The organism is Stenotrophomonas sp. YJH_SMC_20, from assembly GCF_059367845.1.
The window spans coordinates 304,625-327,353 of record NZ_JCAFRG010000001.1; the positions used below are offsets into that span (position 1 = coordinate 304,625).

The 22,729-nt window shown below is 66.0% G+C and carries 22 protein-coding genes; 13 read left to right on the forward strand and 9 right to left on the reverse strand.

Features of this window, described 5'->3' with window-relative positions; all coding sequences use genetic code 11:
• Window positions 1-47: 47 nt before the first annotated feature.
• Window positions 48-1,235: a formate-dependent phosphoribosylglycinamide formyltransferase gene (gene purT, locus AC5P6A_RS01375; protein ID WP_180876107.1), complete on the reverse strand. Its 1,188-nt coding sequence runs from the start codon at window positions 1,233-1,235 to the stop codon at window positions 48-50.
• Between the two features lie 137 nt (window positions 1,236-1,372).
• Between purT and AC5P6A_RS01380 the strand changes: the two genes are divergently transcribed.
• The 5 genes from AC5P6A_RS01380 to AC5P6A_RS01400 are packed head-to-tail and all read left to right on the forward strand — an operon-like array spanning window position 1,373 to window position 4,071.
• Window positions 1,373-2,254: an SPFH domain-containing protein gene (locus tag AC5P6A_RS01380; RefSeq protein WP_021203112.1), complete on the forward strand. Its 882-nt coding sequence runs from the start codon at window positions 1,373-1,375 to the stop codon at window positions 2,252-2,254.
• A 45-nt stretch (window positions 2,255-2,299) separates the two neighbouring features.
• The gene (locus tag AC5P6A_RS01385; RefSeq protein WP_019659309.1) at window positions 2,300-2,479 is read left to right on the forward strand and encodes a type II toxin-antitoxin system antitoxin; all 180 of its coding nucleotides are present in this window, start codon (window positions 2,300-2,302) and stop codon (window positions 2,477-2,479) included.
• Window positions 2,476-2,655 (forward strand): DUF4177 domain-containing protein, encoded by a 180-nt coding sequence (locus AC5P6A_RS01390; RefSeq protein WP_019659310.1) that lies wholly within the window; start codon window positions 2,476-2,478, stop codon window positions 2,653-2,655. Before AC5P6A_RS01385 ends, AC5P6A_RS01390 begins: the two co-directional genes overlap by 4 nt.
• 3 nt (window positions 2,656-2,658) lie before the next feature.
• Window positions 2,659-3,252, forward strand: a complete 594-nt coding sequence (locus AC5P6A_RS01395) for a PH domain-containing protein (protein ID WP_180876109.1) — start codon at window positions 2,659-2,661, stop codon at window positions 3,250-3,252.
• 9 nt (window positions 3,253-3,261) lie between these two features.
• Complete coding sequence (locus tag AC5P6A_RS01400; protein WP_180876111.1) at window positions 3,262-4,071, forward strand: M15 family metallopeptidase; 810 nt, start codon at window positions 3,262-3,264, stop codon at window positions 4,069-4,071.
• A gap of 159 nt (window positions 4,072-4,230) precedes the next feature.
• Here AC5P6A_RS01400 and AC5P6A_RS01405 read toward each other — a convergent pair whose 3' ends face one another.
• The 4 genes from AC5P6A_RS01405 to AC5P6A_RS01420 form a co-directional block, all read right to left on the reverse strand.
• Window positions 4,231-4,602, reverse strand: coding sequence for a DUF423 domain-containing protein (locus AC5P6A_RS01405; RefSeq protein WP_019659313.1), 372 nt, complete (start codon window positions 4,600-4,602; stop codon window positions 4,231-4,233).
• A 104-nt stretch (window positions 4,603-4,706) separates the two neighbouring features.
• On the reverse strand, window positions 4,707-5,780 hold the full coding sequence (locus tag AC5P6A_RS01410; protein ID WP_021203110.1) for a polyketide cyclase: 1,074 nt from the start codon (window positions 5,778-5,780) through the stop codon (window positions 4,707-4,709).
• 234 nt (window positions 5,781-6,014) lie between these two features.
• A complete protein-coding gene (locus AC5P6A_RS01415; RefSeq protein ID WP_495222199.1) occupies window positions 6,015-6,656 on the reverse strand; it encodes a response regulator in 642 nt (213 codons plus the stop codon).
• Entirely contained in the window at window positions 6,656-7,858 is a 1,203-nt protein-coding gene (locus tag AC5P6A_RS01420; RefSeq protein WP_019659315.1) for a sensor histidine kinase, read from the reverse strand. The genes AC5P6A_RS01415 and AC5P6A_RS01420 overlap by 1 nt, the downstream gene beginning before the upstream one ends.
• Before the next feature lie 151 nt (window positions 7,859-8,009).
• Between AC5P6A_RS01420 and AC5P6A_RS01425 the strand changes: the two genes are divergently transcribed.
• From AC5P6A_RS01425 to AC5P6A_RS01445, 5 genes are read left to right on the forward strand one after another with little or no spacing between them, the layout of a single operon-like run.
• Entirely contained in the window at window positions 8,010-8,606 is a 597-nt protein-coding gene (locus AC5P6A_RS01425) for a GNAT family N-acetyltransferase (protein WP_019659316.1), read from the forward strand.
• Window positions 8,552-9,397, forward strand: a complete 846-nt coding sequence (gene minC / locus AC5P6A_RS01430; RefSeq protein ID WP_346714666.1) for a septum site-determining protein MinC — start codon at window positions 8,552-8,554, stop codon at window positions 9,395-9,397. The genes AC5P6A_RS01425 and minC overlap by 55 nt, the downstream gene beginning before the upstream one ends.
• Window positions 9,398-9,434: 37 nt before the next feature.
• Window positions 9,435-10,244, forward strand: a complete 810-nt coding sequence (gene minD, locus AC5P6A_RS01435) for a septum site-determining protein MinD (RefSeq protein WP_019659318.1) — start codon at window positions 9,435-9,437, stop codon at window positions 10,242-10,244.
• Window positions 10,245-10,246: 2 nt separating this feature from the next.
• A complete protein-coding gene (gene minE / locus AC5P6A_RS01440; RefSeq protein ID WP_005408532.1) occupies window positions 10,247-10,507 on the forward strand; it encodes a cell division topological specificity factor MinE in 261 nt (86 codons plus the stop codon).
• 46 nt (window positions 10,508-10,553) lie between these two features.
• Window positions 10,554-11,033 (forward strand): hypothetical protein, encoded by a 480-nt coding sequence (locus AC5P6A_RS01445; RefSeq protein WP_019659319.1) that lies wholly within the window; start codon window positions 10,554-10,556, stop codon window positions 11,031-11,033.
• An 86-nt stretch (window positions 11,034-11,119) separates the two neighbouring features.
• Here the strand turns inward: AC5P6A_RS01445 and AC5P6A_RS01450 are convergent, their stop codons facing one another.
• From AC5P6A_RS01450 to AC5P6A_RS01460, 3 genes are all read right to left on the reverse strand, one after another.
• On the reverse strand, window positions 11,120-12,364 hold the full coding sequence (locus AC5P6A_RS01450; protein ID WP_346714665.1) for a DUF819 family protein: 1,245 nt from the start codon (window positions 12,362-12,364) through the stop codon (window positions 11,120-11,122).
• 136 nt (window positions 12,365-12,500) lie between these two features.
• A complete protein-coding gene (locus AC5P6A_RS01455) occupies window positions 12,501-14,579 on the reverse strand; it encodes a prolyl oligopeptidase family serine peptidase (RefSeq protein WP_346714664.1) in 2,079 nt (692 codons plus the stop codon).
• 207 nt (window positions 14,580-14,786) lie between these two features.
• Window positions 14,787-16,751, reverse strand: coding sequence for an OPT family oligopeptide transporter (locus tag AC5P6A_RS01460; RefSeq protein ID WP_021203105.1), 1,965 nt, complete (start codon window positions 16,749-16,751; stop codon window positions 14,787-14,789).
• Window positions 16,752-17,078: 327 nt separating this feature from the next.
• Between AC5P6A_RS01460 and AC5P6A_RS01465 the strand changes: the two genes are divergently transcribed.
• From AC5P6A_RS01465 to AC5P6A_RS01475, 3 genes are all read left to right on the forward strand, one after another.
• Entirely contained in the window at window positions 17,079-17,426 is a 348-nt protein-coding gene (locus AC5P6A_RS01465; protein WP_180876116.1) for a hypothetical protein, read from the forward strand.
• 223 nt (window positions 17,427-17,649) lie between these two features.
• The gene (locus AC5P6A_RS01470; RefSeq protein WP_021203103.1) at window positions 17,650-18,798 is read left to right on the forward strand and encodes an acetyltransferase domain-containing protein; all 1,149 of its coding nucleotides are present in this window, start codon (window positions 17,650-17,652) and stop codon (window positions 18,796-18,798) included.
• Between the two features lie 79 nt (window positions 18,799-18,877).
• On the forward strand, window positions 18,878-20,632 hold the full coding sequence (locus AC5P6A_RS01475) for a peptide MFS transporter (RefSeq protein ID WP_019659324.1): 1,755 nt from the start codon (window positions 18,878-18,880) through the stop codon (window positions 20,630-20,632).
• A 57-nt stretch (window positions 20,633-20,689) separates the two neighbouring features.
• Here AC5P6A_RS01475 and AC5P6A_RS01480 read toward each other — a convergent pair whose 3' ends face one another.
• The gene (locus AC5P6A_RS01480; RefSeq protein ID WP_180876118.1) at window positions 20,690-22,672 is read right to left on the reverse strand and encodes an alpha/beta hydrolase family protein; all 1,983 of its coding nucleotides are present in this window, start codon (window positions 22,670-22,672) and stop codon (window positions 20,690-20,692) included.
• Window positions 22,673-22,729 lie beyond the last annotated feature (57 nt).

A 22,729-nucleotide genomic window follows, 5' to 3' on the forward strand; every position in this document is an offset into this window, starting at 1 on the left:
GCCGTTTGTGCCACAAACGACTTAATCCCCTCCGTCCCCTTTTTGCTTTACGGACGCAGTTCGACGCCGATGGCGTCGGCGGCATCACGTGCGATGGCGCATGCTTCGTCGATGGTTTCCGCGCGCGCCAGGGTCACGCCCACGCGGCGATGACCGTGCACGCTCGGCTTGCCGAACAGGCGTACGGCAGTATCCGGCACCTGCAATGCAGCGGCGACGTTGTTGAAGTACGGCACGCCCTCGCCGTGTGCCAACAGCGCGCACGATGCCGACGGGCCGCTCTGGCGGATCAGCGGGATCGGCAGGCCGAGGATGGCGCGCGCATGCAGCGCGAACTCACTCAGTTCCTGCGATACCAGCGTCACCAGGCCGGTGTCGTGCGGGCGCGGCGACACTTCGCTGAACCACACTTCATCGCCCTTCACGAACAGCTCGACGCCGAACAGGCCCCAGCCACCGAGGTCGTCGGTAATCGCGCGCGAGATCTCTTCGGCACGCGCCAGCGCCTTGTCCGACATCGGCTGCGGCTGCCAGCTTTCGCGGTAGTCACCATCCTTCTGCAGGTGGCCGATCGGCGCACAGAAGGAGGTGCCGCCGGCATGGCGCACGGTCAACAGGGTGATCTCATAGTCGAAATCGATGAAACCTTCGACAATGCAGCGGCCGGCACCGGCACGGCCACCGGTCTGCGCGTAGTCCCAGGCCGGGGCGATGTCCGCCTCGCTGCGCAGGGTGCTCTGGCCCTTGCCCGAGGACGACATCACCGGTTTGACCACGCACGGCAGGCCAATGGCGGCCACCGCAGCACGGTACTCGGCCTCGGTATCGACGAAGCGGTACGGCGAGGTCGGCAGGCCCAGGGTTTCGGCGGCGAGGCGGCGAATGCCTTCGCGGTCCATGGTCAGGCGTGCAGCACGCGCGGTCGGGATCACCCGCAGGCCCTGCTCCTGTTCCAGCTGGACCAGGGTCTCGGTGTGGATGGCCTCGATCTCCGGCACCACCAGGTGCGGCTGCTCCTCGGCGATCAGAGCGCGCAGCGCCATCGCATCGAGCATGTCGATCACGTGCGAGCGGTGCGCGACCTGCATGGCCGGCGCATCGGCGTAGCGATCGGCGGCGATCACCTCCACGCCCAGCCGCTGCAGCTCGATGGCCACCTCCTTGCCGAGTTCGCCCGAGCCCAGCAGCAGCACGCGGGTGGCGGAGGGGGACAACGGAGTTCCAAGCTTGGCCATGGCGGTTCCAGCAGCAATGTGAAGGCGGATGGGCATTCTAGCTGGCCGCGCCCTCTGGCCATGCCATCCGACGAACGGTAGCCTGGAAGTGATATCACTTTGATATCTTTCGTTCGAACCCTCAAGGACGTACCGCCATGAAAGAGAAGTCGCTGTCTTCGCTCAACGGCCTCGGCACGCTGGCCGTCGCCCTGCTCGTCGCCCTCGCTGGCGCCGCCCTGTTCGTACTGGGTGTGGCCGCCAAGGCCAGCGTCGGCTCGCCCAACCTGCTGCTGATGCTGCTGGGGGCGTTGCTGGTAGTCCTGGGCGTGTTCACGCTGGCCGGCCTGTACACCATCCAGCCCAACCAGGCGGCGGTGCTGAGCCTGTTCGGCAAGTACGTGGGCACGGTGAAGGACAACGGCCTGCGCTGGAACAACCCTTTCTATGCCAAGCGCCGGGTCAGCCAGCGCGTGCGCAACTTCGAGAGCGGCAAGCTGAAGGTCAACGAGCTGGACGGCAGCCCGATCGAGATCGCCGCGGTGATTGTCTGGCAGGTGGTCGATGCCTCCGAGGCCGTCTACAACGTGGACGACTACGAGAGCTTCGTGCACATCCAGTCCGAATCGGCACTGCGGGCGATGGCCACCAGCTATCCCTACGACCAGCACGAGGATGGACAGCTGGCCCTGCGCAGCCACGCCAGCGAGATCTCCCAGCACCTGAAGAACGAGCTGGCCGAGCGCCTGGCCGATGCCGGTGTACAGGTGATCGACGCGCGCATCAGCCACCTGGCCTACGCCGCCGAAATCGCCCAGGCGATGCTGCAACGCCAGCAGGCCAACGCGGTGATCGCCGCGCGCACGCGTATCGTTGCTGGTGCGGTGGGCATGGTCGAGATGGCCTTGGCCGAACTGCAGAAGAACGGCGTGGTGCAGCTGGACGAGGAACGCAAGGCGCACATGGTCAGCAACCTGCTCACCGTGCTGTGCTCGGACCGCGGCACCCAGCCGATCGTCAATGCCGGCTCGCTGTATTGAGCCACACTCGCAACGGGGTGCCCCACCGCCCCGCCAGGAGCCCCCATGAGTGAGAAGAAAGCCTACCCGCTGCGCATCAATGCCGACGTCCTGGCTGCTGCGCAGCGCTGGGCTGATGACGAACTGCGCAGCCTCAACGCGCAGATCGAATACGTGCTGCGCGACGCCCTGCGCAAGGCGGGACGCCTGCCGAAACCCGCGCCATCGTCGGAGGACAAGGAATGAGCAAGCGTTGGAGCTACCAGACCATCGAGGTCAAGACGTCCATGATGGGCCTGCTCAAGGCCGAGGACATCCAGGCCGAACTCAGCCGCCAGGGCCAACTGGGCTGGGAACTGGTCAACATCATCATCCCGGCGCCGATGCGCCCGGCGATGCTGGTGTTCAAGAAGGAGGCCTGACGCATGGGCGGCAGCGACCCGAAGACGTTTGAAGTGGTCGAGAGCTCGCCGTTGCGCGTGCTCTGGATCGTGCTTCCGCTGCTGGCTGCCTTCGTGGCGTGCGTGTACGCACAGCTGTACAAGGCGCCGGCCAATGCCCCTTGGATCGAAGTAGCGCTGTCGCCGCCCTGGTTCCGGATGGGTGGCAGTGCCGCCTGGAGTCTGCTGGTGATCGCGGTACTCGGCATCGGGTTGGGCGCAGCATTCTTCCGTCGCCGGGTGGAACTGGACGACAACGTGCTGGATGTGCGCTCGACGATGTACCGCCGCCGCGTCCCGGTGGCACAGCTGCGGCTGGACCAGGCCGAGGTGGTCGACCTGCAGCGTGACCGCCGCTATGGCATCCGTGTCAAAACCAATGGCTATTCAGTGCCAGGCTTCTATTCCGGCCACTTCCGCCTGCACGGGGGCGGCAAGGGCTTCGCTCTGGTCACCGATCGTGCGCGTGTCCTCGCCCTGCCGGTCAGTGACGGCAGCACGCTGCTGCTCAGCGTGGACCGGCCGCAGGCGCTGCTCGATGCGCTGCACAAAGTGGCCGCGTCGGCGCCACGGCAGTAAGCTGCTGAGATGCAACGACGCGCCCCCCTGCTGATCAACACCGAGGCCATCGAGCTGTGGCCCGCGCACCTGCTGCGTGCACGCAGCAACCTGGATGCACGCCTGCTGTCGCAGGCACACTGGGTGCTGCGGCGCAAGCGCGATGGCCGCTACCTCGCGGCGGTACTGGCGCGCGGGGTTCACGCAATGGTGCCGCGCCTGGCACGCGAGCCAGGGGTGGAGGACGCATTGGCGCTGCTGGATGCAGCAGCGGCGCGTCCGTTCGGCGCCGTGCTGGAGGATCAGTGGTTGCCACTGGCAGGCCTGCAGCAGCGCCTGCAGCAGCTTGGCCTGGATGCACAGCGCTATGCCGGCGACAGCGGGCTGCCGCTCGAACCCGAACCCTGCCTGCTGCACTTCGCCGGCCGCGACCGCTTCGCCCGCCCGTTGTGGCTGCACCGTGCCGCCGCGCAGGGCTGGCGGCGGATGCGACTGCACGCGGCACAGGATGGAATTGCGCTGGACGCCATCTCCGGCTTCCGCAGCCATGCCTACCAGTTGGGCATCTTCGAGCGGAAGCTGGCGCGCGGCTTGAGCGTGGCAGAGATCCTGAAGGTCAATGCCGCCCCGGGTTTCAGCGAACACCACAGCGGCTACGCGCTGGACATCGGCACACCTGGCGATGCGCCGGCCGAAGAATCGTTCGAAGCCACCGACGCGTTCGCCTGGCTGCAGGTGCATGCCGGCGGGCATGGCTTCCATCTGAGCTACCCCCGCGACAACCCGCACGGCATCGTCTACGAACCGTGGCACTGGTGCTGGAAGCCGGCCAACGGCTGAGCCCCTCGTGGCGAAAGCCTGGGGCAATCAGTGCATGGCCGCAGGATGGAACAAGAGAGCAAAGACAAAAGCGGGTCGCTTCGCTCGAAGCCGAGCATGGCTCGGCTCTACAGAAGCTGACGGCGCAGCGGTGTCGTGCTTGGCCGATCTCCGCTGCCGTCACCGCCTCAACGCATTGATCGCCAGCAACACCCATCCGGCCATCATGCTGGTGCCACCGATCGGTGCCATCCGCGTCGGCCACTGCCACAGCGCACCACCCACCAGGCTGCCGGAAAACAACAGCACACCCAGCAGCAGCACGTACAGCGCAAGGTGCGCGATCGCTCCCTGCGCGCGCGGCCCCAGCGCCACCAGTACCGCACCGTGCGCGAACGCATACAGCGCCGCCATGTTCAGATGCTGCTGCGCCAGCGGATCAGCCACGCCATGCGATGCATAGGCGGACAGGCCGATCGAGGCGGCGGCCAGCAGTGCCCCCAGGCAGGCCAGCAGCGAAGGCTTACGTGCGCGACGTTCGAGATTGAACATGTGGGCTCCTTGCGCAGCGCCCTTGCCGGGCGCCAGATGAAAAAAAAACGCGCCGCAATGAGCGGCGCGTTTTCGTGTCCAGCACTACATGGGTCAGCCGAAGCTTACTTGACGGCCCAGTAGATGTCGTAGGTACCTTCCGGGGTGAACGACTTGTCGATGCCGTCCTTCCAGGTTTCGTACGGACGGTCGATCACTTCGTTGCCGGAGGTCACCGCCCAGGCACGCAGGCCGTTGCGGGCCACGTCAAGACCCGCCATGTGGCCGGTGTAGGCCGCATGCGCCGAACGGTGCGGAGCCACATGCACGTACTTGACCGGCGCGCCGCCGTCGATCTTGACGGTCAGCTCTTCAGCGGTGGCACCTTCAGCACCCTTCTTCTTCACCGGCTGGGCGATGTCGAAGGCGTACTTCTCCTGGCCGAAGTCGGTGGTGATGATGCGGAACGGACCGGCGGCTTCAAGGCCATTAGCCTCCATCACGCGCTTGATCCACTCCTGGTTGTCCTTGATGGACTTGGTGATCGTGTCCTGACCGCGGTCCACGTTACCGGCGTTGACGACCAGCAGGTCCTCAGCCGGCACATCGACGATGCCCAGATCGGTCAGCGGGGCTTCCGGCGTGCGGTAGTCGACGTTCGGGACGGTGGCCAGCATGTTGGCCATGCGCGACAGGCCCATCTTGATGTCGTCGCCGATCTGGCGGCTGACATACAGGCCGGCATAACGGCCGAACAGGTCGAAGCCGTACTTCACCGAGTAGTCCTGGGTGATCTTGACGTTACGGCCACCCTTGCCGGTCGGCTCCAGGGTGAAGGTGGTGATCTTGTCGTGACCCTTGGTGGCGTCATCGATGGCGATCGCAACACGCTTGTTCTCTTCGGCTTCGGTGATCTTCCAGGAACCGGTGCCCAGGTCCTTGGAGGTGAAGTCGAGGGTGGCACCGACGCCGGAGGCCGGGCCGGACAGCTTCAGTTCAACGGCGGGATCGCGCAGTACCAGCGGGTTCCAGTCCTTGAAGCGGCGCAGGCTGCTGACCGTGTCGTACACGATCGTCATCTTGCGGTTGGTCTCGATGCTTTCGGTGATGTGACGCTCGCCCGGCAGACATACGCCAATGATGACGAACAGGCCAGCCACGATCCCCAAGGCGATCAGGAACTCGATAATACGGGTCATTCAGAGAGTCTCCGGGGCCGATCCCACGGCCGGGTTGATTGAAGCGAAGCGCCAATCCTAGCAGGCTTCGCGGGCATTGTTTATCGGGATTGGCGCACCGGTTTCCGTGCCGGCTGCGTATTTGTATGGACAAAGAAATCGAAGGGTACCGCATACCGACGCCCCTGAAGTAGGGGGCAACCCCGCCGGAGGGCCATGAATGGACCTCAAGTCATTGTCCTGAAAAGAATTTCCTCACACCAGCTGCAGCTCGAACGCCTTCAATACGGCGCGGGTACGGTCGCGCACGCCCAGCTTGGAAAGGATGTTGGACACGTGGTTCTTGATGGTGCCTTCGGCCACCCCCAGCGAATTGGCAATCTCCTTGTTGGAGAAGCCGCTGGCCATGAGGCGCAGGATCTCGGTCTCGCGGTCGGTCAACGGGTCCGGACGGTCCAGGCTGACAAACTCGTTGCGCATGTGCTCCAGGCCGGACAGCAGCCGCTGGGTCACGGCCGGCTGCACCAGCGAACCGCCGTCGGCCACGGTGCGGATGGCACCGACCAGCTGTGCCAGGGTCACGTCCTTGAGCAGGTAACCCTTGGAGCCGGCCTTAAGCCCGGCCAGCACCAGCTGGTCATCGTCGAAAGTGGTGAGGATGATGGTCGGCGGCAGCAGGTCCTGACGCGACAGGACCTGCAGCGCCTCCAGCCCGGACATCACCGGCATGCGCATGTCCATCAGCACCACGTCCGGTCGCACCTGCGGTATCAGCTCCACCGCCTGGCGGCCGTCGCCGGCCTCGGCCACCACCTCGATGCCGTCGTCGAGCGCCAGCAGGGAGCGGATTCCCTGCCGCACCAGGGTTTGGTCGTCGACCAGGCAGACGCGAATCATCAACGCACTCCTTCAGGAACCTTGGTAAGGGCGGCCACCAGCACCGTTGCCGGTACCGTCGCCCGCAGCCGGAAGCCTTCACCGGGCCGGGTCTCGACCTGCAGCTGGCCACCACATTGTTGCAGTCGCTCGCGCATGCCGCGCAAGCCATTGCCCACATTGACCGTATCCGCGCCGACGCCGTCGTCGCGGGCCTCCACCACCACCTGGTCGGGGGCTTCACGGTACACCTTGATCCACAGGTGGCGGGCACCGGCATGGCGCACCGCGTTGGTGATGATCTCCTGGGTACACCGCAGCAGCACGTGGGCCCGCTGCGGGTCCTCCACGTTCAGTGGATCCTCGATGTCCAGCTGGATGTCCAGCGAGGGAACGTTCTCGGTCAGCGGGCGCAGCGCCGCGGCCAGATCGATGGCACCGGTCTCGCGCAGCTGGCTGACCACCTCGCGCACGTTGCCCAGCAGCAGCTTGGCCAGGGCATGCGAGCGCTTCACGTGGTCCAGCGCCTGGCCTTCGGCCAGGTGGCCTGCCACTTCCAGGTTCAGGGTCAGCGCGGTCAGCTGATGCCCCAGAAGGTCATGCAGCTCCCGCGAAATACGGGTGCGCTCGTTGACGCGGGCGCTCTCGGCCAGGAGGGCACGGGTGGCGCGCAGCTCTGAATTGAGCCTGCGCTGTTCGTCGCGGGCCTCGGTCTGCTGTCTCGCAACAAGGCTGGTCACGAAGATGAACATGGAAAAGCCGCCATACAGCAACGACTGCATCACCGCTTCGAACAGCGGGAAGCGCAGCAGCAGGTAATAGACCGGCGCCACCGCCAGCTGGCTGACCAGCAGCCACAGCACGCACAGGCGTACCGAAAGCATCCACGGAATGACGCCGGCAGCCACCATCATCAGGATGCTGCCAAGGCCCGAGCCGCTGAGGAAACTGACGCCCAGCGCCGAGACCGTCAGCAGCAGCAGCAGGCCGCGGTCCAGCCAGCTGGTGTGGCTGCCGCTGTCGCTGCGCAGCAGGCGGGTCAGCCAATAGTACGCCGCGCCGAAGGACAGGTAGGCGACAAACAGCAGGATCGCCCAGCCGCCCATATCGCTGCGGCTGTGCAGGTTCTCGAACTGCGAATACGCCAATGGCAGGCCGACCATGACCCAGGTGAACAGGCCGGCCAGACGGAGAACGCGGGTATGGCTGAGGACTCCCAACATGCCAGCACTCTACGGGCCCGGCCTGCGTCGCGCACTCCCACGGAAGTCATGCATCCGCGCCCCCCTGTTCATGCCGCAGCCCACCCCGGGCATGCAATAATCGTGCGCAGGGTCCCCTGACGGACCAACCGCGTTACCCCACGGAGTCACAATGTCGATTGTCATCCGCGACGTGCGCGAGCACGAGCTCGATTCCGTCCTGGCTTTGAACAACAACGCTGGCCTGGCCATCCTTCCCCTGGATGCGGCCCGCCTGCGCCTGTTCTATGAAACCGCTGAGTATTTCCGCGTCGCCGAGCGCGACGGCAACCTTGCCGGCTTCCTGATCGGCTTCGGCAGCGACAGCCAGCACGACAGCAGCAACTTTGCCTGGTTCAAGCAGCAGCTGGACGCCCCGTTCTTCTATATCGACCGCATCGTGGTTGCCAGCCGCCGCCGTGGTGGTGGCGTCGGCCGTGCGTTCTATGCCGATGCGCAGAGCTTCGCCGAGCTGCGCTACCCGCAGATGACCTGCGAGGTCTTCCTCGACCATGGCGCCGATGCCGCCCTGCTCTTCCACGGCAGCTTCGGCTTCCGCGAGCTGGGCCAGAACACCATGCCGCAGGTCGATGTGCGCGCCAGCATGCTGGCCAAGGAACTGTGCAGCTACCCGTGGGTGAAGGAGACCTACGGCGGCAAGCTGCCGGATGTGGCATGGACACGTGCCCGGCAGCTGCCGGCGCAGGCACAGCGGCCGACGGGGACCTGAGCGTGGCGGTGAATTTCGATTACGAACAGGCCGGTGAACTGAAGATCGGCCAGGTGGGCATCGCCAACCTGCGCATCCGTACGCTTGACGTCGAACGCCTCGTGCAGGAAATGCGCGAACGCGTTACCCGGGCGCCGAAGCTGTTCGGCCGCGCCGCGGTGATCCTCGACTTCGGCGGCCTGAGCCAGGTACCGGACGTGGCCACGGCGCAAGCGCTGGTCGATGGCCTGCGCAGCGCCGGCGTGCTGCCGGTGGCACTGGCCTATGGCACCAGCGCGGTCGACCTGCTCTCGCAGCAGCTCGGACTGCCGCTGCTGGCCAAGTTCCGCGCCCAGTACGAGCGAGCCGAGGCCGAGCCGCCCCCGCCCCCGCCCGCTCCGGTACCGCGGCGCGCAGCGCGCGCCGAACCGAAGCCGGCGCCGGCCGCGCCGACAGCCAGGGTTGCCGGCGCTGCGGCACCGCAGCCGGGCCGCATGCAGCTGGGCAACGTACGCTCGGGCCAGCAGCTGTACGCTGAAAACTGCGACCTCACCGTGATGGCTACCGTCGGCGCCGGCGCCGAAGTCATCGCCGACGGCAGCATCCATATCTACGGCACCCTGCGCGGCCGCGCGCTGGCAGGGGCGCAGGGCAACACCGCGGCACGCATCTTCTGCCGTGATTTCCATGCGGAACTGGTGGCCATTGCAGGCCACTACAAGGTACTGGACGATGTCCCGGACAACCTGCGCGGCAAGGCCGTGCAGGTATGGCTGGAACAGGACCAGGTCAAGATCGCTGCGCTGGACTGACGCAGCTCCAAACTAATGCAGAACCAGGAGAAGTCCTTTGGCTGAAATCATCGTAGTCACCTCCGGCAAGGGCGGCGTGGGCAAGACCACTTCCAGCGCGAGCCTGGCCTGTGGCCTGGCGAGGCGCGGCAAGAAGGTGGCGGTGATCGACTTCGACGTCGGCCTGCGCAACCTCGACCTGATCATGGGCTGCGAACGCCGCGTGGTGTACGACTTCGTCAACGTCGTGCACGGCGAAGCCACCCTCAAACAGGCCCTGATCAAGGACAAGCGCTTCGACAACCTGTACGTGCTGGCCGCCTCGCAGACCCGCGACAAGGACGCACTGACCCAGGAAGGCGTGGGCAAGGTTCTGAAGGACCTGGCCGCCGACGGCTTCGACTACATCATCTGCGACTCGCCGGCGGGTATCGAAAAGGGTGCCTTCCTGGCGATGTACTTCGCCGACCGCGCCGTGGTGGTGGTGAACCCGGAAGTGTCCTCCGTGCGCGACTCCGACCGCATCATCGGGCTGCTGGATTCGAAGACCCACAAGGCCGAATCCGGGCAGAACGTGCCCGCGTTCCTGCTGCTGACCCGCTATACCCCGCTGCGCGTGGAAACCGGCGAGATGCTCAGCATTGCCGACGTCGAGGAAGTGCTGGGGCTGAAGGCGATCGGCGTGATCCCCGAGTCGGGTGACGTGCTCAATGCCTCCAACAAGGGCGAGCCGGTCATCCTGGATGTCGAATCCGCAGCCGGCCAGGCCTATGAGGACGCCGTTGCGCGCATCCTTGGCGAGGAGCGGCCGATGCGCTTCACCACCGTGGAGAAGAAGGGCTTCTTCAGCAAGCTGTTCGGAGGGTAAGCATGGGCCTGTTCGATTTCCTCAAAGCGAAGAAGACCACCGCCGAAACCGCAAAGAACCGCCTGCAGATCATCATCGCGCAGGAACGCAGCCACCGCGGTGGCCCGGACTACCTGCCCCTGCTGCAGCGCGAGTTGCTGGAAGTGATCAAGAAGTACGTGAACATCGACGTCGATGCGGTGAAGGTCGACCTGGTGAAGGATGGCCAGCACGACGTGCTGGACATCTCCGTGGCGCTGCCTGAAGGCCCGGACAAACCCTGATCCCCCGCCCCGCCCGTGCCTGCATGGGCGGGGCTGCGTGACCTGCATGACCGATACGACAACCACCGTGGGCATCACCTGCGTGGGCGACATCGCCTTCGCCGACGCGCAGCGCCTGCTCGCCGCGCATGGCCTGCGGCTGCACCACGTGGCGCCCGGCGAACCGATTCCCGGCAGTTACTGGGGCGAGCCAGAGGCCGGCATCATCGCCAGCAACGTGTACGTGCGCGACGACACGCCCGTGCATTCGATGCTGCACGAAGCCTGCCACCTGATCGTGCTGCCGCCGGAGCGGCGTGCGCAGGTGCATACCGACGCCACCGACTCGGTGGCCGAGGAAGATGCCACCTGCTACCTGCAGATCGTGCTGGCCGGGCAGCTGCCGGGTGTTGGCAGCGCGCGGTTGATGGCCGACATGGACGCCTGGGGGTACACGTATCGGCTGGGGTCTACACAGGCATGGTTCGAACAGGACGCCGAAGACGCGAAGGCGTGGTTGATCGAACGCGGGTTGCCGGTGGCGTAACGCTCGGTAGTGCCGGCCGCTGGCCGGCAACCAGGTGATGCTTCACGGGTTCATGAGGTTGCCGGCCAGCGGCCGGCACCACCCCATCAGCCCTGCCCGGCCAGCGCGCGCAGGGTAATACCGACGATGTAGGCCAGGTAGGTGCCGGTGGCATAGCCCATCGTGCCCAGCAGCACGCCCACCGGCGCCAGCGCCGGATGGAACGCGGCGGCCACCACCGGCGCCGAGGCCGGGCCACCGATGTTCGACTGCGAACCGATGGCGAAATAGAAGAACGGCACCTTCAGCAGCTTGCCCAGGCACCACAGCAGCACGATGTGCACGGCGATCCAGATCAGGCCGAGCAGGAACAGCCACGGGCGGTCCAGCAACGCCAGCAGATCCATCTGCATGCCGATGCAGGCGATCAGGAAGTACAGCAGCAACGAACCCAGACGCGAGGCACCCGCGCCTTCCAGGTTGCGTGCGCGGGTGAAACTCAGGCTCAGGCCCAGGGTGGTCGACAGCACCACCACCCACACGAACGGTGCGTCCAGGCTGAACTGCGCGGCCCAGCTGACATTTGCCTTGAACCACGCCGCCAAGGGCGCACCGATCGCGTGTGCCAGTCCGACGCCACCGAAGGCCACGGCCACGATCAGCATCAGATCGGTGAGGCTGGGAATGCGCTCATGCTCGGCCTGGAAGCGCGCGATGCGCTCCTTCAGTTCATCGATGGCCGAGGTATCGGCGCTACTGCGTGCATCGATCTTCGCCGCACGACCGGCGAGGAAGATCAGCGCCGCCATCCACACATAGCCGACACCCACGTCGACCACGGCGAACTGGCCGAAGGTGGTCGCGTTGACGTCGAACACTTCGCGCATCGCCAGCATGTTGGCGCCACCACCGATCCAGCTGCCGGCCAACGCAGCCATGCCGGCCCAGGTGTCACCGGCCACGGTTTCCGGATGCACGGCGCGCATCAGCAGGAAGGCCACGACCGCCCCGAGCATGATGCTGGCCGATGCCCCCAGGTACATTAGCACCAGCTTCGGGCCCAGCCGCAGGATGCCCTTGATGTCCACCGCCAGGGTCAGCAGGATCAGCGCCGCCGGCAGCAGGATGTCGCGTGCGATCGGGTTGTAGAGCCGGGTGTTCTGCCCGTCGATCAGGCCGACGGTGTTGTAGATGCCGGGAATCAGGTAGCACAGCAGCAGCGCCGGCACGAAGGTGTAGAAGCGTTTCCACAGGCCCTGCTCGCGCGAGGCGGTCCAGAAAACGGCGCCGAGCGTGGCGGCGATCAAACCGAAGACGACGATGTCGTTCTGGATCAGGGCAGTCGAAGGCATGCAGGCGCTCTGGTAGAGCCGGCCGCTGGCCGGCTGCTGTTGGCGGCAGATAGGGTGTGCCGACCAACGGTCGGCACCCACCGGTAAAGCAGATGGTGAAACAGAAGCGCCGCCCCGGAGAGCGGCGCCGCAACCATCAGTTGCCGATGTGCTGCTTCAGCCAGGCATTGACGGTGTCATGCCACAGGATGCTGTTGTTCGGCTTGAGCACCCAGTGGTTTTCATCCGGGAAGTACAGGAACTTCGATTCGATGCCCTGGCGCTGGGCGGCGGTGAACGCGGCCAGGCCCTGCTCGACCGGGATGCGGAAGTCCTGCTGGCCGTGGATGACCAGGATCGGCTTCTTCCAGTCCGCCACGTGGTTGACCGGGTTGAACTTCTCGTAGTTCGCGGCCTTCTGGTACGGCGTGCCGCCCTGCTCCCACTCGGTGAACCACAGTTCTTCGGTGGCGTAGCCCATCATGCGCTGGTCGAACACGCCGTCGTGGTTGACCAGGCACTTGAACGGGCTGTTCCAGTTGCCGGCGATCCAGTTGACCATGAAGCCGCCGTAGCTGGCGCCCAGCGCACAGGCCTTGTCACCGTTGAGGAAGAAATACTTCTTCAGCGCCGCATCCCAGCCCTTCTGCAGGTCTTCCAGCGGGCGGTCGCCCCAGTGCTGGCTGATCGCATCGGTGAACGCCTGGCCGTAGCCGGTGGAGCCGTGGAAGTCGATCATCACCACCGCGTAGCCCTGGCCCGCATAGGTCTGCGGATTCCAGCGGTAGCTCCAGCCATTGCCGAAGCTGCCCTGCGGGCCGCCATGGATCAGGAACGCCACCGGGTAGGACTTGCCTTCCTGATAGTTGTGCGGCTTGACCACGTAGCCATGCACGGTGTCGTTGTTCCAGCCCTTGAACTCGAACTGTTCGTAGTCGCCGAAGGACACGTCCTTGAGTACGTCGCCAGCAGCCGGGGTCAGCGCGCGCAGTTCGCCGATCGGCTGGCCTGCGGCCGGCAGCAGTCCGACCAGCACCTGGTCGTTGCTCTTCAGGCTGTTGCGGGTGATCGCCACGCTGTTGCCGGCCACATCGACCGAGGTCACGCTGCCGTCGCCAACCAGCTTGGTGGCCTTGCCGCTGGCCACGTCGATCTGGAACAGCGGATGCTCGCCGAGGTCGTCGGCGGTGGTGTAGATGCTGGCGCCGTCGGCGGACAGGGTGATGCCGCCCGCCGAACGGTCCCACTGCGGCGCGATCTCGCGGGTCTTGCCGCTGGCCAGGTCCATCGCCATCAGGCCGAAGCGGTCGGCCTCGAAGCCCGGGCGCTTCATCGCACGATAGAACAGCGTCTTGCCGTCGGCGCTGAACACCGGGCCGGCATCCCAGGCCGGGTTGGAGGCGGTCAGGTTGACCGGCGCCTGCTTGCCCGCGGCGTCGAAGCGGTACAGATCGAAGTTGGTCGACCACGGTTCCTGCTTGCCGGCCACACGGATGCTGGCCACTACGCTGGCGCCATCCGGCGACCACGCGAAGTCATCATTGCCGCCGAACGGCTTGGACGGCGCATCACCATCGATGGTCGCGCTCAGTGCCGAGGCGCCCTTGACTGCACCGGCCTTGGCCGCAGGCAGCGGAGCGACGAACAGGGTGTTGCGGCGGCCGTCGTTCCAGGTGTCCCAGTGGCGCACGAACAGCGAATCCCATACCTGGCCGCTGGCCTTGGCGTCCTTCTTTTCCTTCAGCTTCTTCTCGGTGCAGGCCAGGTCCGAGGCGCAGGCCTGGAACACGCCGGCGCTGAACAACACGCGGTCGTCCTGCGGCGACACGTGGTAGCTGTCCACGTCGACCGGGAAGTCGGTCAGCTGGCGCGGAGTACCGCCGTTGATAGGCTGCGCGTACAGCTGCTGGCTGCCGTTTTTGGCGCTCAGGAAATACACCGTCTGGCCATCGGCCGACAGCGAGGCGGAATTGACGTTCCAGCCGGCCGGGGTGATCTGCTTCGGCGGCGCTGCGTCGCGGGTGCGCAGGTTGCGCGCGAACAGCGCGGTGGAGGCCTTCAGGTTGGCGTCCACGCTGCGCTTGGCGAACACCACGGTGCCACCGTCTGCGGTCAGCACCGGCGCGGAAACGCGGTCCATCGCCACCATGTCGCGGACTTCCAGGCCACGGGCAGCGGCAACACTGGGCAGGGCGGCCAGCAGGCTCAGTGGCAGCAGGGCATGACGCAGTTTCATCGGGGTCTCCGCAGGACGGCAAAAAACCGATGGTAGGCCCGCATGGCCGGGGCTGCCAAGGCCATCGGTCATGGCTGCAGGCGGGCAATCGCCATAAACAGCAAACCCCGCCGAAGCGGGGTTTGCGGTACTGCCGGCCGCTGGCCGGCAACCAGGGGTATCACGGGATTCCGGGATTGCCGGCCAGCGGTCGGCACTACCCGTCCCTTACGCCTTGGCGTACTTGCCGGTGCGGTAGATCAGCCAGCCGACCAGGAACAGCACGGCCAGGCCGATCCACTGTGCGCCCGGCAGGTGGAACGGCACTGCCAGCACATCGGCGCGGCTGCTGACCACGATCGGAATCGCGATGGCGATGCCCATCAGTGCCTCACCGGTGATCAGGCCGGCGGCAAACAGCACGCCCGGCTTGTGCACGCGGTCGCGGCCTTCTTCGTCATCGGCGCGCACCCTGTGGAAGCGCTCGACCAGATGGGCGATCAGGCCGCCGAGGAAGATCGGCACCATCAGTTCCAGCGGCAGGTAGATGCCGATGGCGGCGGCCAGCACCGGCACGCGGAAGCGCGCGTTGCGGGACTTCAGCCAGCTGTCGAAGGCGATGATGGCAGCGCCGACCACAGCACCGATGCCGATGAAGGTCCACGGCAGTTCACCACCGAACAGGCCCTTGGCCACCGAGGCCATCAGGTTGGCCTGCGGCGCAGCCAGCGCGTTCGGGTGCAGCTCGGACTTCACGCCGATGCCGTAGGCAGTGGCCAGCAGGTTCAGTACCGGGGCCATGATCAGCGCGCACGAGAACGCACCGATGCCCAGCATCAGCTGCTGCTTCCACGGGGTGGCACCGACGATGTAACCGGCCTTGAGGTCCTGCAGGTTGTCACCACCGACCGCAGCGGCACAGCACACCACCGCACCGATCATGATCGCGGCCACCGCGCCCAGCGGCGCCCCGCCGGCACCGACCGGCTTGAGGCCGTCAGCGCCCAGCAGCACGACCAGCACGGCCGAGGCGAACAGGATGGTGGAGATGGTGATGCCCGAGACCGGGTTGTTGGACGAACCGATCAGGCCGGCCAGGTAGGCGGAGACCGAGACGAACAGGAAGCCGGCGACGATCATGATGAGGGTCATCGGGATCGACACGTGCCACTGGCCGACGATGGCCTGGTACAGGGCCAGCAGCGGCAGCACGAACGCCACCAGGGCAACCAGCATCCACTTCATCGGCAGGTCGCGCTCGGTATGCGCCAGCACCGGGCCACCGCTCTTGCGGGCGGCGGCAAAGCCGCTCTTGACGCCGTTGAGCAGCGACTTGCGCAGCGAGATCAGGGTCCAGATGCCACCGATCAGCATCGCGCCGACACCCAGGTAGCGCATCTTCGCGCCCCAGATGGCGAACGCCGCCTCGGTGGACGAAGCCGCGGCAACCGACGCGGCCAGCGCCGGATCGGTGTTCATGAAGAACGCCTGGTAGATCGGGATGGCGATGTGCCAGGTCAGGATCGAACCGGACACCACCACGATGCCGACGTTGAGGCCGACGATGTAGCCCACGCCCAGCAACGCCGGTGACAGGTTGGTACCGATGAAGGCGGTGACCTTGGAGCTGCCGACATAGGCCGAGGTGGCCCAGGCATCAGGAATCAGGCGCATGCCGCTTTCCGCGGCCAGCTTGACGAAGGCGCCGATCACCGCCGACAGGCCGAGGATCTTCAGGCCCGGGCCCGGGTTCTCGCCGGCCTTGAGCACTTCGGCCGCCGCCTTGCCTTCCGGGAACGGCAGCGGATCTTCGACGATCATCGAACGGCGCAGCGGCACCGAGAACAGCACGCCCAGCAGGCCGCCGAGGCCGGCGATGCCCAGCACCCACCAGTACTTGAAGTCCGGCCAGTAGCCCATGATCACCAGCGCGGGGATGGTGAAGATCACGCCGGCGGCGATCGACGAACCGGCCGAAGCGCCGGTCTGCACGATGTTGTTTTCAAGGATGGAGCCACCGCCCAGCAGGCGCAGCACGCCCATGGAAATCACCGCGGCGGGAATGGCGGTGGCGATGGTCAGGCCTGCGAACAGGCCGAGGTAGGCGTTTGCGGCCGACAGCACCACCGCCAGCACGATGGCCAGGGCCACTGCGCGGAAGGTGAGCTGCTTGGGCGCAGCGTCGTGGTTCATGGAAGCCCCTGCTGGCAAAAAATCCCTGCCACGCTAGCGTTCAGGGGGCGGCAAGTCCAGTGCGGTTGGTACCGGCTGGCAAGCCCTCGCCCAGCGCTGCGCCCTAGCAGGCCCCTGGCCCCTTCAGATGTGTCGTGTTTGACCAAGTTGTGCACAGGGCACCGGTGCGTCGGAGCGGGGGGCCCTTGACCCCAATCCCCCGACGCCCCCGGCCCATCGGGCGATGCGCGCCAGGCGAGGGGGTTTGCGATTCAGCACCTGCTTGAGTCGATTCCCGGAATCCAACACCGTGCACTGCCACCAACACAACGTCGGCAAGGAGACCGCATGGCAGACGCACCATTGATCACGATGATGCGTGCCCTCCTCGTTGCAGCGGGCGCGATGCTGTGCCTGCTGCTGGGTATAGGCAACGTCAACGCCTACAGCGGGTTCGGCACCGCGGTGATCGAGGATCGGGAAGGAATACCTTGTTTCGGCCTGCCGCCGCGGGCACTGGAATGGGTCCGATCGCCCCGTATCCTGCAAGCGGTGATCGTGTATCACCACGACACGGTGAAGGCATGGTCGTTCATGTACGACCTGACTCCCGTAGAGCCTTTGGCACCGGGCCAGTGCATCGTCTACGGCGATCTGCCAGCCTCGGCCACGCTGCGCACTCTCCACAGCCATTGATTCCTGCAACCTTGTACGAGGTCTACCTCAACGCTCCCACCAATGGCCCAATCAGGGGCTACACGGCGAAGTTCTGCCTGAAAGCTGCGCCTGACGGATCGACTCGGGTGATCCCCATCAGGTACGACAAGCGGACGGGTTGGAGCGCAGCTGTCTGCCAACCCTGACGGGCTACGCAGCAGAACGTTATGTTATATCCTGTCACGCCGGTCGAACATCCCACGTGGCCTCTTCCCCCTCCCTCCGCCTTGCCTCCATCGACCAGCTGCGCGGCACCGTGATGCTGTTGATGTTGCTCGACCACGTGCGCGAGACCTTCTTCCTGCAGCACCAGGTAAGCGACCCGATGGACGCGGCGACGGTCTCCCCTGCGCTGTTCACCTGCCGTCTGCTGGCGCACCTGTGTGCGCCCGTGTTCGTCCTGTTGACCGGCCTGTCGGCCTGGCTGTACGGCCAGCGCCAGGCGGATCCGCGCCGGGCCACCGCAGCCTTCCTGCTCAAGCGCGGGCTGTTCCTGGTCGTGCTGGAACTGACCCTGGTGAACTTCGCCTGGACCTTCCAGCTGCCGCCGGACACGCTGTACCTGCAGGTGATCTGGGCCATCGGGCTGAGCATGATCGCGCTGGCCGGGCTGCTTTGGCTGCCACGCCCGGCACTGCTGGTGCTGGCAATCGCGGTGGTGGCCGGGCACAACCTGTTCGACGGCTTACGGGTGCAAGGCAATGGCCTGCTGGCGGTGCTGTGGAAAGTGCTGCACCAGCGCGACTGGATCGAGGCCGGTGCGCTGCGCCTGCGCACGTCCTATCCGCTGCTGCCGTGGATCGGGGTGATCGCACTGGGCTACCTGATGGGGCCGTGGTTCGGTCGCGAGCGCGCGCCAGAGCAGCGCCAGCGCTGGCTGCTGTGGGCAGGCATCGGCGCGCTGGCCCTGTTCGCACTGCTGCGGTTCGCCAACCAGTACGGGGATGCACCGTGGCAGTACCAGACCACCACGCTGCGCACCTGGCTGAGCATCCTCAACATCACCAAGTACCCGCCGTCATTGCAGTTCCTGCTGCTGACCCTGGGCGTGGGCCTGCTGTTGCTGCGCCTGTACGAATGGCCGCCCCTGGCGCTTGCGCTGCGCCCGCTGGCCGATATCGGCGCCGCGCCGATGTTCTTCTACCTGCTGCACCTGTATGTGCTGAAGGGGCTGTACTTGGCCGCGCTGGCGATCTGGGGACCGACGCACGGTGACCTGTACGCACTGGATTCGGTGACCGGCCTGCTGCTGGTGGCCTGTGCGCTGGCGGTGGTGCTGTACCCGCCGACGCGGGCCTTCGCGCGGTTCAAAGCGCGAAGGCGCGATCTGCCGTGGTTGCGATACCTGTGATCGCCCAGACCAGTCCGGCAATCCACGCATGGCGTGGATCCACTGAAAGCGGATCGGGCCACAGGCCTATAATTCCGCGATGAATTCCACCGCTATCGCTTCCGACGATTTCCTGGGCCACCCCAAGGGCGTCTACGTCTGCTTCTTCACTGAAATGTGGGAGCGCTTCTCCTTCTACGGCATGAAGGCGCTGCTGCTGCTGTACCTGACCAAATACCACCTGTTCGGCGACAAGGCCGGCCTGGACCTGCTCGGCGCCTACGGCGGCCTGGTGTACTGCATCCCGGTGTTCGGCGGCATGCTGGCCGACCGCTGGCTGGGCATGCGCCGGGCGGTGCTGTTCGGCGGCATCCTGCTGGTGCTCGGCCACCTCGGCATGGCCTTCGAGGGCCATGCAGCCTACCGGGTGAACGGCGAAGTGGTGCGCGACACCTCGGCACTGGCGGTGACCTACCTGTCGCTGGCGCTGATCATCATGGGCGTCGGCTTCCTCAAGCCGAACATCTCCACCATCGTCGGCAAGCTGTACGCCAAGGACGATCCGCGCCGCGATTCGGGCTTCTCGCTGTTCTACGCCGGCATCAACCTCGGTGCGCTGTTCTCATCGCTGGTGTGCGGCTTCCTTGGTGAGGCCTACGGCTGGAAGTATGGATTCGGTGCGGCCGGCGTCGGCATGCTGGCCGGCCTGGCAATGTTCCTGTGGGGCCAGAAATACCTGCAGGGCCACGCCGAACCGCCGCAGCCGGCAGCGCTGAAACAGAAGGTGCTGGGCCTGCCGCGCGAATGGCTGATCTACCTGTGCGCGGTGCTCGGTGTGCTGCCGGTCGCCTGGCTGATGTGGGCCGCCGGCAATGGCGCGTTCGCGCTGGGCGGTGAAATCAGCCTGGCGCTGATGCTGATGCTGGTGGTGCTGGGCGGCGTGCTGGTCTGGTTCGCCTGGTTCACCGGCACGAAATGCACGCCGGTGCAGCGTCAGCAGATGATCGCGCTGATGGTGCTGATCTTCATGGCGCTGGTGTTCTTCACGATGTACGAGCAGTCCTACGGCTCGTGGGTGACCTTCACCGACCGCCTGCTGACCAAGGACATCGTGCCCTCGCTGGTGATCACCGGCGGCACGCCGCTGCCGTGGTCGATTCTCTCGCTGCTGCTGGCACCGCTCGGCTTCGTGGTCAGCGCGCGCCTGTCGGAACGGCGCCCGGGCTCGGCTGCGCCGCGCACGTTCTTCGCCGCCATCGTCGTGCTGATGCTGGTGCTGCTGGTGCGCGACTGCCTGGTGATCCCGCAGACCGCAGGCTCGCTGACCTACCTGGGTGGCCTGTTCCTGGTGCTGCTGGCACCGGCCTTCGCCGCACTGTGGACGTGGATGGACCGCCGCGGCTGGGAACCGGGCAAGCCGGTCAAATCGGCCTGGGGTCTGGTGATCGGCGCGCTGTCGTTCGTGCCGCTGGCACTGGCCGCACAGCAGGTCGGCGCTACCGGCGAGATGGCCAGTGTGTGGTGGCTGGTGCTGGCCTACTTCCTGCTGGCCAGTGGCGAAATGTGCCTGTCGCCGGTCGGCCTGTCGGCGGTCACCCAGTTGGCCGTGCCGCGGGTGATGAGCCTGATGATGGGCACCTGGTTCCTCGCCACCGCCTTCTCGGAGACGCTGGCCGCGCTGTTCGGCAAGCTGGCCGCGATCGAGGTGCCGGAAGGCGAATCGCTGGACATGGTGGCCGCCGCCGGCGCCTATGCGCACCTGTTCTGGCTGCTGATGTGGATCGGCTTGGGCTGTGCGCTGGCCGCCTTCATTGCCGCGCCGCTGCTGAAGAAGATGATGCACGGGGTCAAGTAAGCCCGGTGCAGGCGAAATCCGGGGCGGCGGATCGATCATCCGCCGCTCCCGGCGTGCTCAGGGCGCGCTGCTCTTTTCCGCAGGCGCGGCCTGCGCGGCCACCTGTCCCCCCAGGCTGCGCGAGAGGAAGGCCAGCAACCTGCTGTAGTACGTGCGTTGGTTGGCAGGCGAATAGAAGCCATGCCCTTCGTTCCTGACGTACAGGGTTTCCACCGGCGAACCCGCCTTCTTCAATGCCGCTTCCATGCGTTCGCTGTGCACGATCGGCGCACGCTGGTCCTGGCCACCTGCGGCCAGGAATACCGGTACCCGTACCTGCGCAGCCAGATTCACCGGGGAACGCTCTGCCAGATCCTTGGGCGATCCCAGCCAGTTGCGCAGGTAGGCCAGGCCTGACTCATCACTCTGGATATCTCCGCGGGCGTACATCAACGGCAGATCGTAGATGCCGACGTAGCCGGCCGCGCACTGGTAGAGGCCTGGTTCGCGCACCGCCCCCATCATCGCCGCATAGGCACCGTAACTGGCCCCGTAGATGCAGATGCGGTTCTTGTCGGCCACGCCCTGGTCGATCGCCCACCGCGTGGCATCGGTGACGTCATCCTGCATCGACAGCCCCCATTGCTTGCGCGCAGCCTGCATGTGGGCCCGGCCATAGCCGGAAGATCCGCGGAAATTCACCTGCAACACCGCATAGCCTGCCGCCGCCAGCATCTGTGCCTCGGTGTCGTAGGTGCCGTCGTCGGCAACGCCGATCGGGCCTCCGTGCGGCACCACTACCATCGGCAGCGCACCGGCCTCGTGGCCATGCGGGACGGTAAGGAAACCATGCAGCGGACGCCCGTCACGCGCCTTCAGGCTGATCGGACGCACCTGCGCGGCCAGCGCAGGGTCGATCCAGTCGCTGCGGCTGATCAGGTGCCGAGCACTCTTGGCCACCGTGTCATAGAGATAGAAATCGCCTGGGTTGCTGCCTGACCAGGTTTCCACCAGCACCGTCCTGCCATCGCGCGTGCTGGAGGTGATGTAGACCGCTCCGCCCAGGCCCGCTTCGAGGCTGCGGTAAAGGCGGGCTTCGTCCGAGGCATCATCGAAGAATGCCGTTCGCGGTGCACTGCCAAGGAACAGCGCCCCGACCGGTACGCGGCTGCCGGGGCGCCGGATGATGCGCGCAGGGTCGGCCGTCCCATCGCGCAGCACGGTGCGTCGCTCATTGCTGTGCGGATCCCAGCTCACAATGGCGTCAGGCCCGTCTGCCTGCTCGACCTGCAGGTACGCCAGGCGACCATCGGCCGAAAAGCCGAGCGGCAGCTCGATGCGCTTGCTCAGGGATTCATCGTTGAGCAGGAGCCAGTCGCTGTTGCTGCCCGTGCGGTAATAGAGCTTCTGCGTGCCGTCGGTAACGACAGCGCGCGCGAACCGCACTTTGCCCTGCTCATCGGTCGTGAAGTCCGCATCGGGAATGGGAGCCCGTGCCACCGCATTGCGGCGACCGGTGATCACGTCCATGCGCTCGACCTGTGCATGCGAACTGCCGACCAGCGGGATTACCGTCACCAGTGCGTTGCGGTCGTCGTCCTTGAGTTCATCACTGAGGTACGCGGCCACCAGGCCCGCCGGCTTGACCTTGATGTTGGTACCCAGGCTCTGGTCGGCAACCCGGTAACCCACCAGCAGCTCGCCGCCCTTGCCATTGGCATTGATGCCGAACAATTCGCCAGTCGGCGTCGGCCGCTCCAGCACCCCGAACTTCTGTGCCATGCCGACCAGAAGCCGCTCGTTGCTGACCCAGTCGAAGGTGTGGGCGTGATCGTTGCGGGGCGGGCGGAAGCTGCCCACCATCTTCATGTCGGCAATGCGGTAGATCGCCAATGCGGTCCCGGCCTCCAGCGGAACCGTCGCGGCGATGTACTCGCCCCCCGGTGAAATCTTGATGTCGGTAAACGACTCCTGCCGCAGATAGCGATCCAGGTCCAGCGTCGCCGCCGATGCTCCGCCCACAACCGCTCCCAGCAGTACAGCAAGCACAATCCTGCGCATCCTTCCCCCATGGAAAACCGGACACCCTGTCCGGATGCACGATTCTAGGCACGTGAC

What these genes read in the sequence shown, in the direction of transcription:
- purT (WP_180876107.1), bottom strand. Translation starts at nt 1,235, where the DNA reads ATGGCCAAGCTTGGAACTCCGTTGTCCCCCTCCGCCACCCGCGTGCTG.
- AC5P6A_RS01380 (WP_021203112.1), top strand. Translation starts at nt 1,373, where the DNA reads ATGAAAGAGAAGTCGCTGTCTTCGCTCAACGGCCTCGGCACGCTGGCC.
- AC5P6A_RS01385 (WP_019659309.1), top strand. Translation starts at nt 2,300, where the DNA reads ATGAGTGAGAAGAAAGCCTACCCGCTGCGCATCAATGCCGACGTCCTG.
- AC5P6A_RS01390 (WP_019659310.1), top strand. Translation starts at nt 2,476, where the DNA reads ATGAGCAAGCGTTGGAGCTACCAGACCATCGAGGTCAAGACGTCCATG.
- AC5P6A_RS01395 (WP_180876109.1), top strand. Translation starts at nt 2,659, where the DNA reads ATGGGCGGCAGCGACCCGAAGACGTTTGAAGTGGTCGAGAGCTCGCCG.
- AC5P6A_RS01400 (WP_180876111.1), top strand. Translation starts at nt 3,262, where the DNA reads ATGCAACGACGCGCCCCCCTGCTGATCAACACCGAGGCCATCGAGCTG.
- AC5P6A_RS01405 (WP_019659313.1), bottom strand. Translation starts at nt 4,602, where the DNA reads ATGTTCAATCTCGAACGTCGCGCACGTAAGCCTTCGCTGCTGGCCTGC.
- AC5P6A_RS01410 (WP_021203110.1), bottom strand. Translation starts at nt 5,780, where the DNA reads ATGACCCGTATTATCGAGTTCCTGATCGCCTTGGGGATCGTGGCTGGC.
- AC5P6A_RS01415 (WP_495222199.1), bottom strand. Translation starts at nt 6,656, where the DNA reads ATGATTCGCGTCTGCCTGGTCGACGACCAAACCCTGGTGCGGCAGGGA.
- AC5P6A_RS01420 (WP_019659315.1), bottom strand. Translation starts at nt 7,858, where the DNA reads ATGTTGGGAGTCCTCAGCCATACCCGCGTTCTCCGTCTGGCCGGCCTG.
- AC5P6A_RS01425 (WP_019659316.1), top strand. Translation starts at nt 8,010, where the DNA reads ATGTCGATTGTCATCCGCGACGTGCGCGAGCACGAGCTCGATTCCGTC.
- minC (WP_346714666.1), top strand. Translation starts at nt 8,552, where the DNA reads ATGGACACGTGCCCGGCAGCTGCCGGCGCAGGCACAGCGGCCGACGGG.
- minE (WP_005408532.1), top strand. Translation starts at nt 10,247, where the DNA reads ATGGGCCTGTTCGATTTCCTCAAAGCGAAGAAGACCACCGCCGAAACC.
- AC5P6A_RS01445 (WP_019659319.1), top strand. Translation starts at nt 10,554, where the DNA reads ATGACCGATACGACAACCACCGTGGGCATCACCTGCGTGGGCGACATC.
- AC5P6A_RS01450 (WP_346714665.1), bottom strand. Translation starts at nt 12,364, where the DNA reads ATGCCTTCGACTGCCCTGATCCAGAACGACATCGTCGTCTTCGGTTTG.
- AC5P6A_RS01455 (WP_346714664.1), bottom strand. Translation starts at nt 14,579, where the DNA reads ATGAAACTGCGTCATGCCCTGCTGCCACTGAGCCTGCTGGCCGCCCTG.
- AC5P6A_RS01460 (WP_021203105.1), bottom strand. Translation starts at nt 16,751, where the DNA reads ATGAACCACGACGCTGCGCCCAAGCAGCTCACCTTCCGCGCAGTGGCC.
- AC5P6A_RS01465 (WP_180876116.1), top strand. Translation starts at nt 17,079, where the DNA reads ATGGCAGACGCACCATTGATCACGATGATGCGTGCCCTCCTCGTTGCA.
- AC5P6A_RS01475 (WP_019659324.1), top strand. Translation starts at nt 18,878, where the DNA reads ATGAATTCCACCGCTATCGCTTCCGACGATTTCCTGGGCCACCCCAAG.
- AC5P6A_RS01480 (WP_180876118.1), bottom strand. Translation starts at nt 22,672, where the DNA reads ATGCGCAGGATTGTGCTTGCTGTACTGCTGGGAGCGGTTGTGGGCGGA.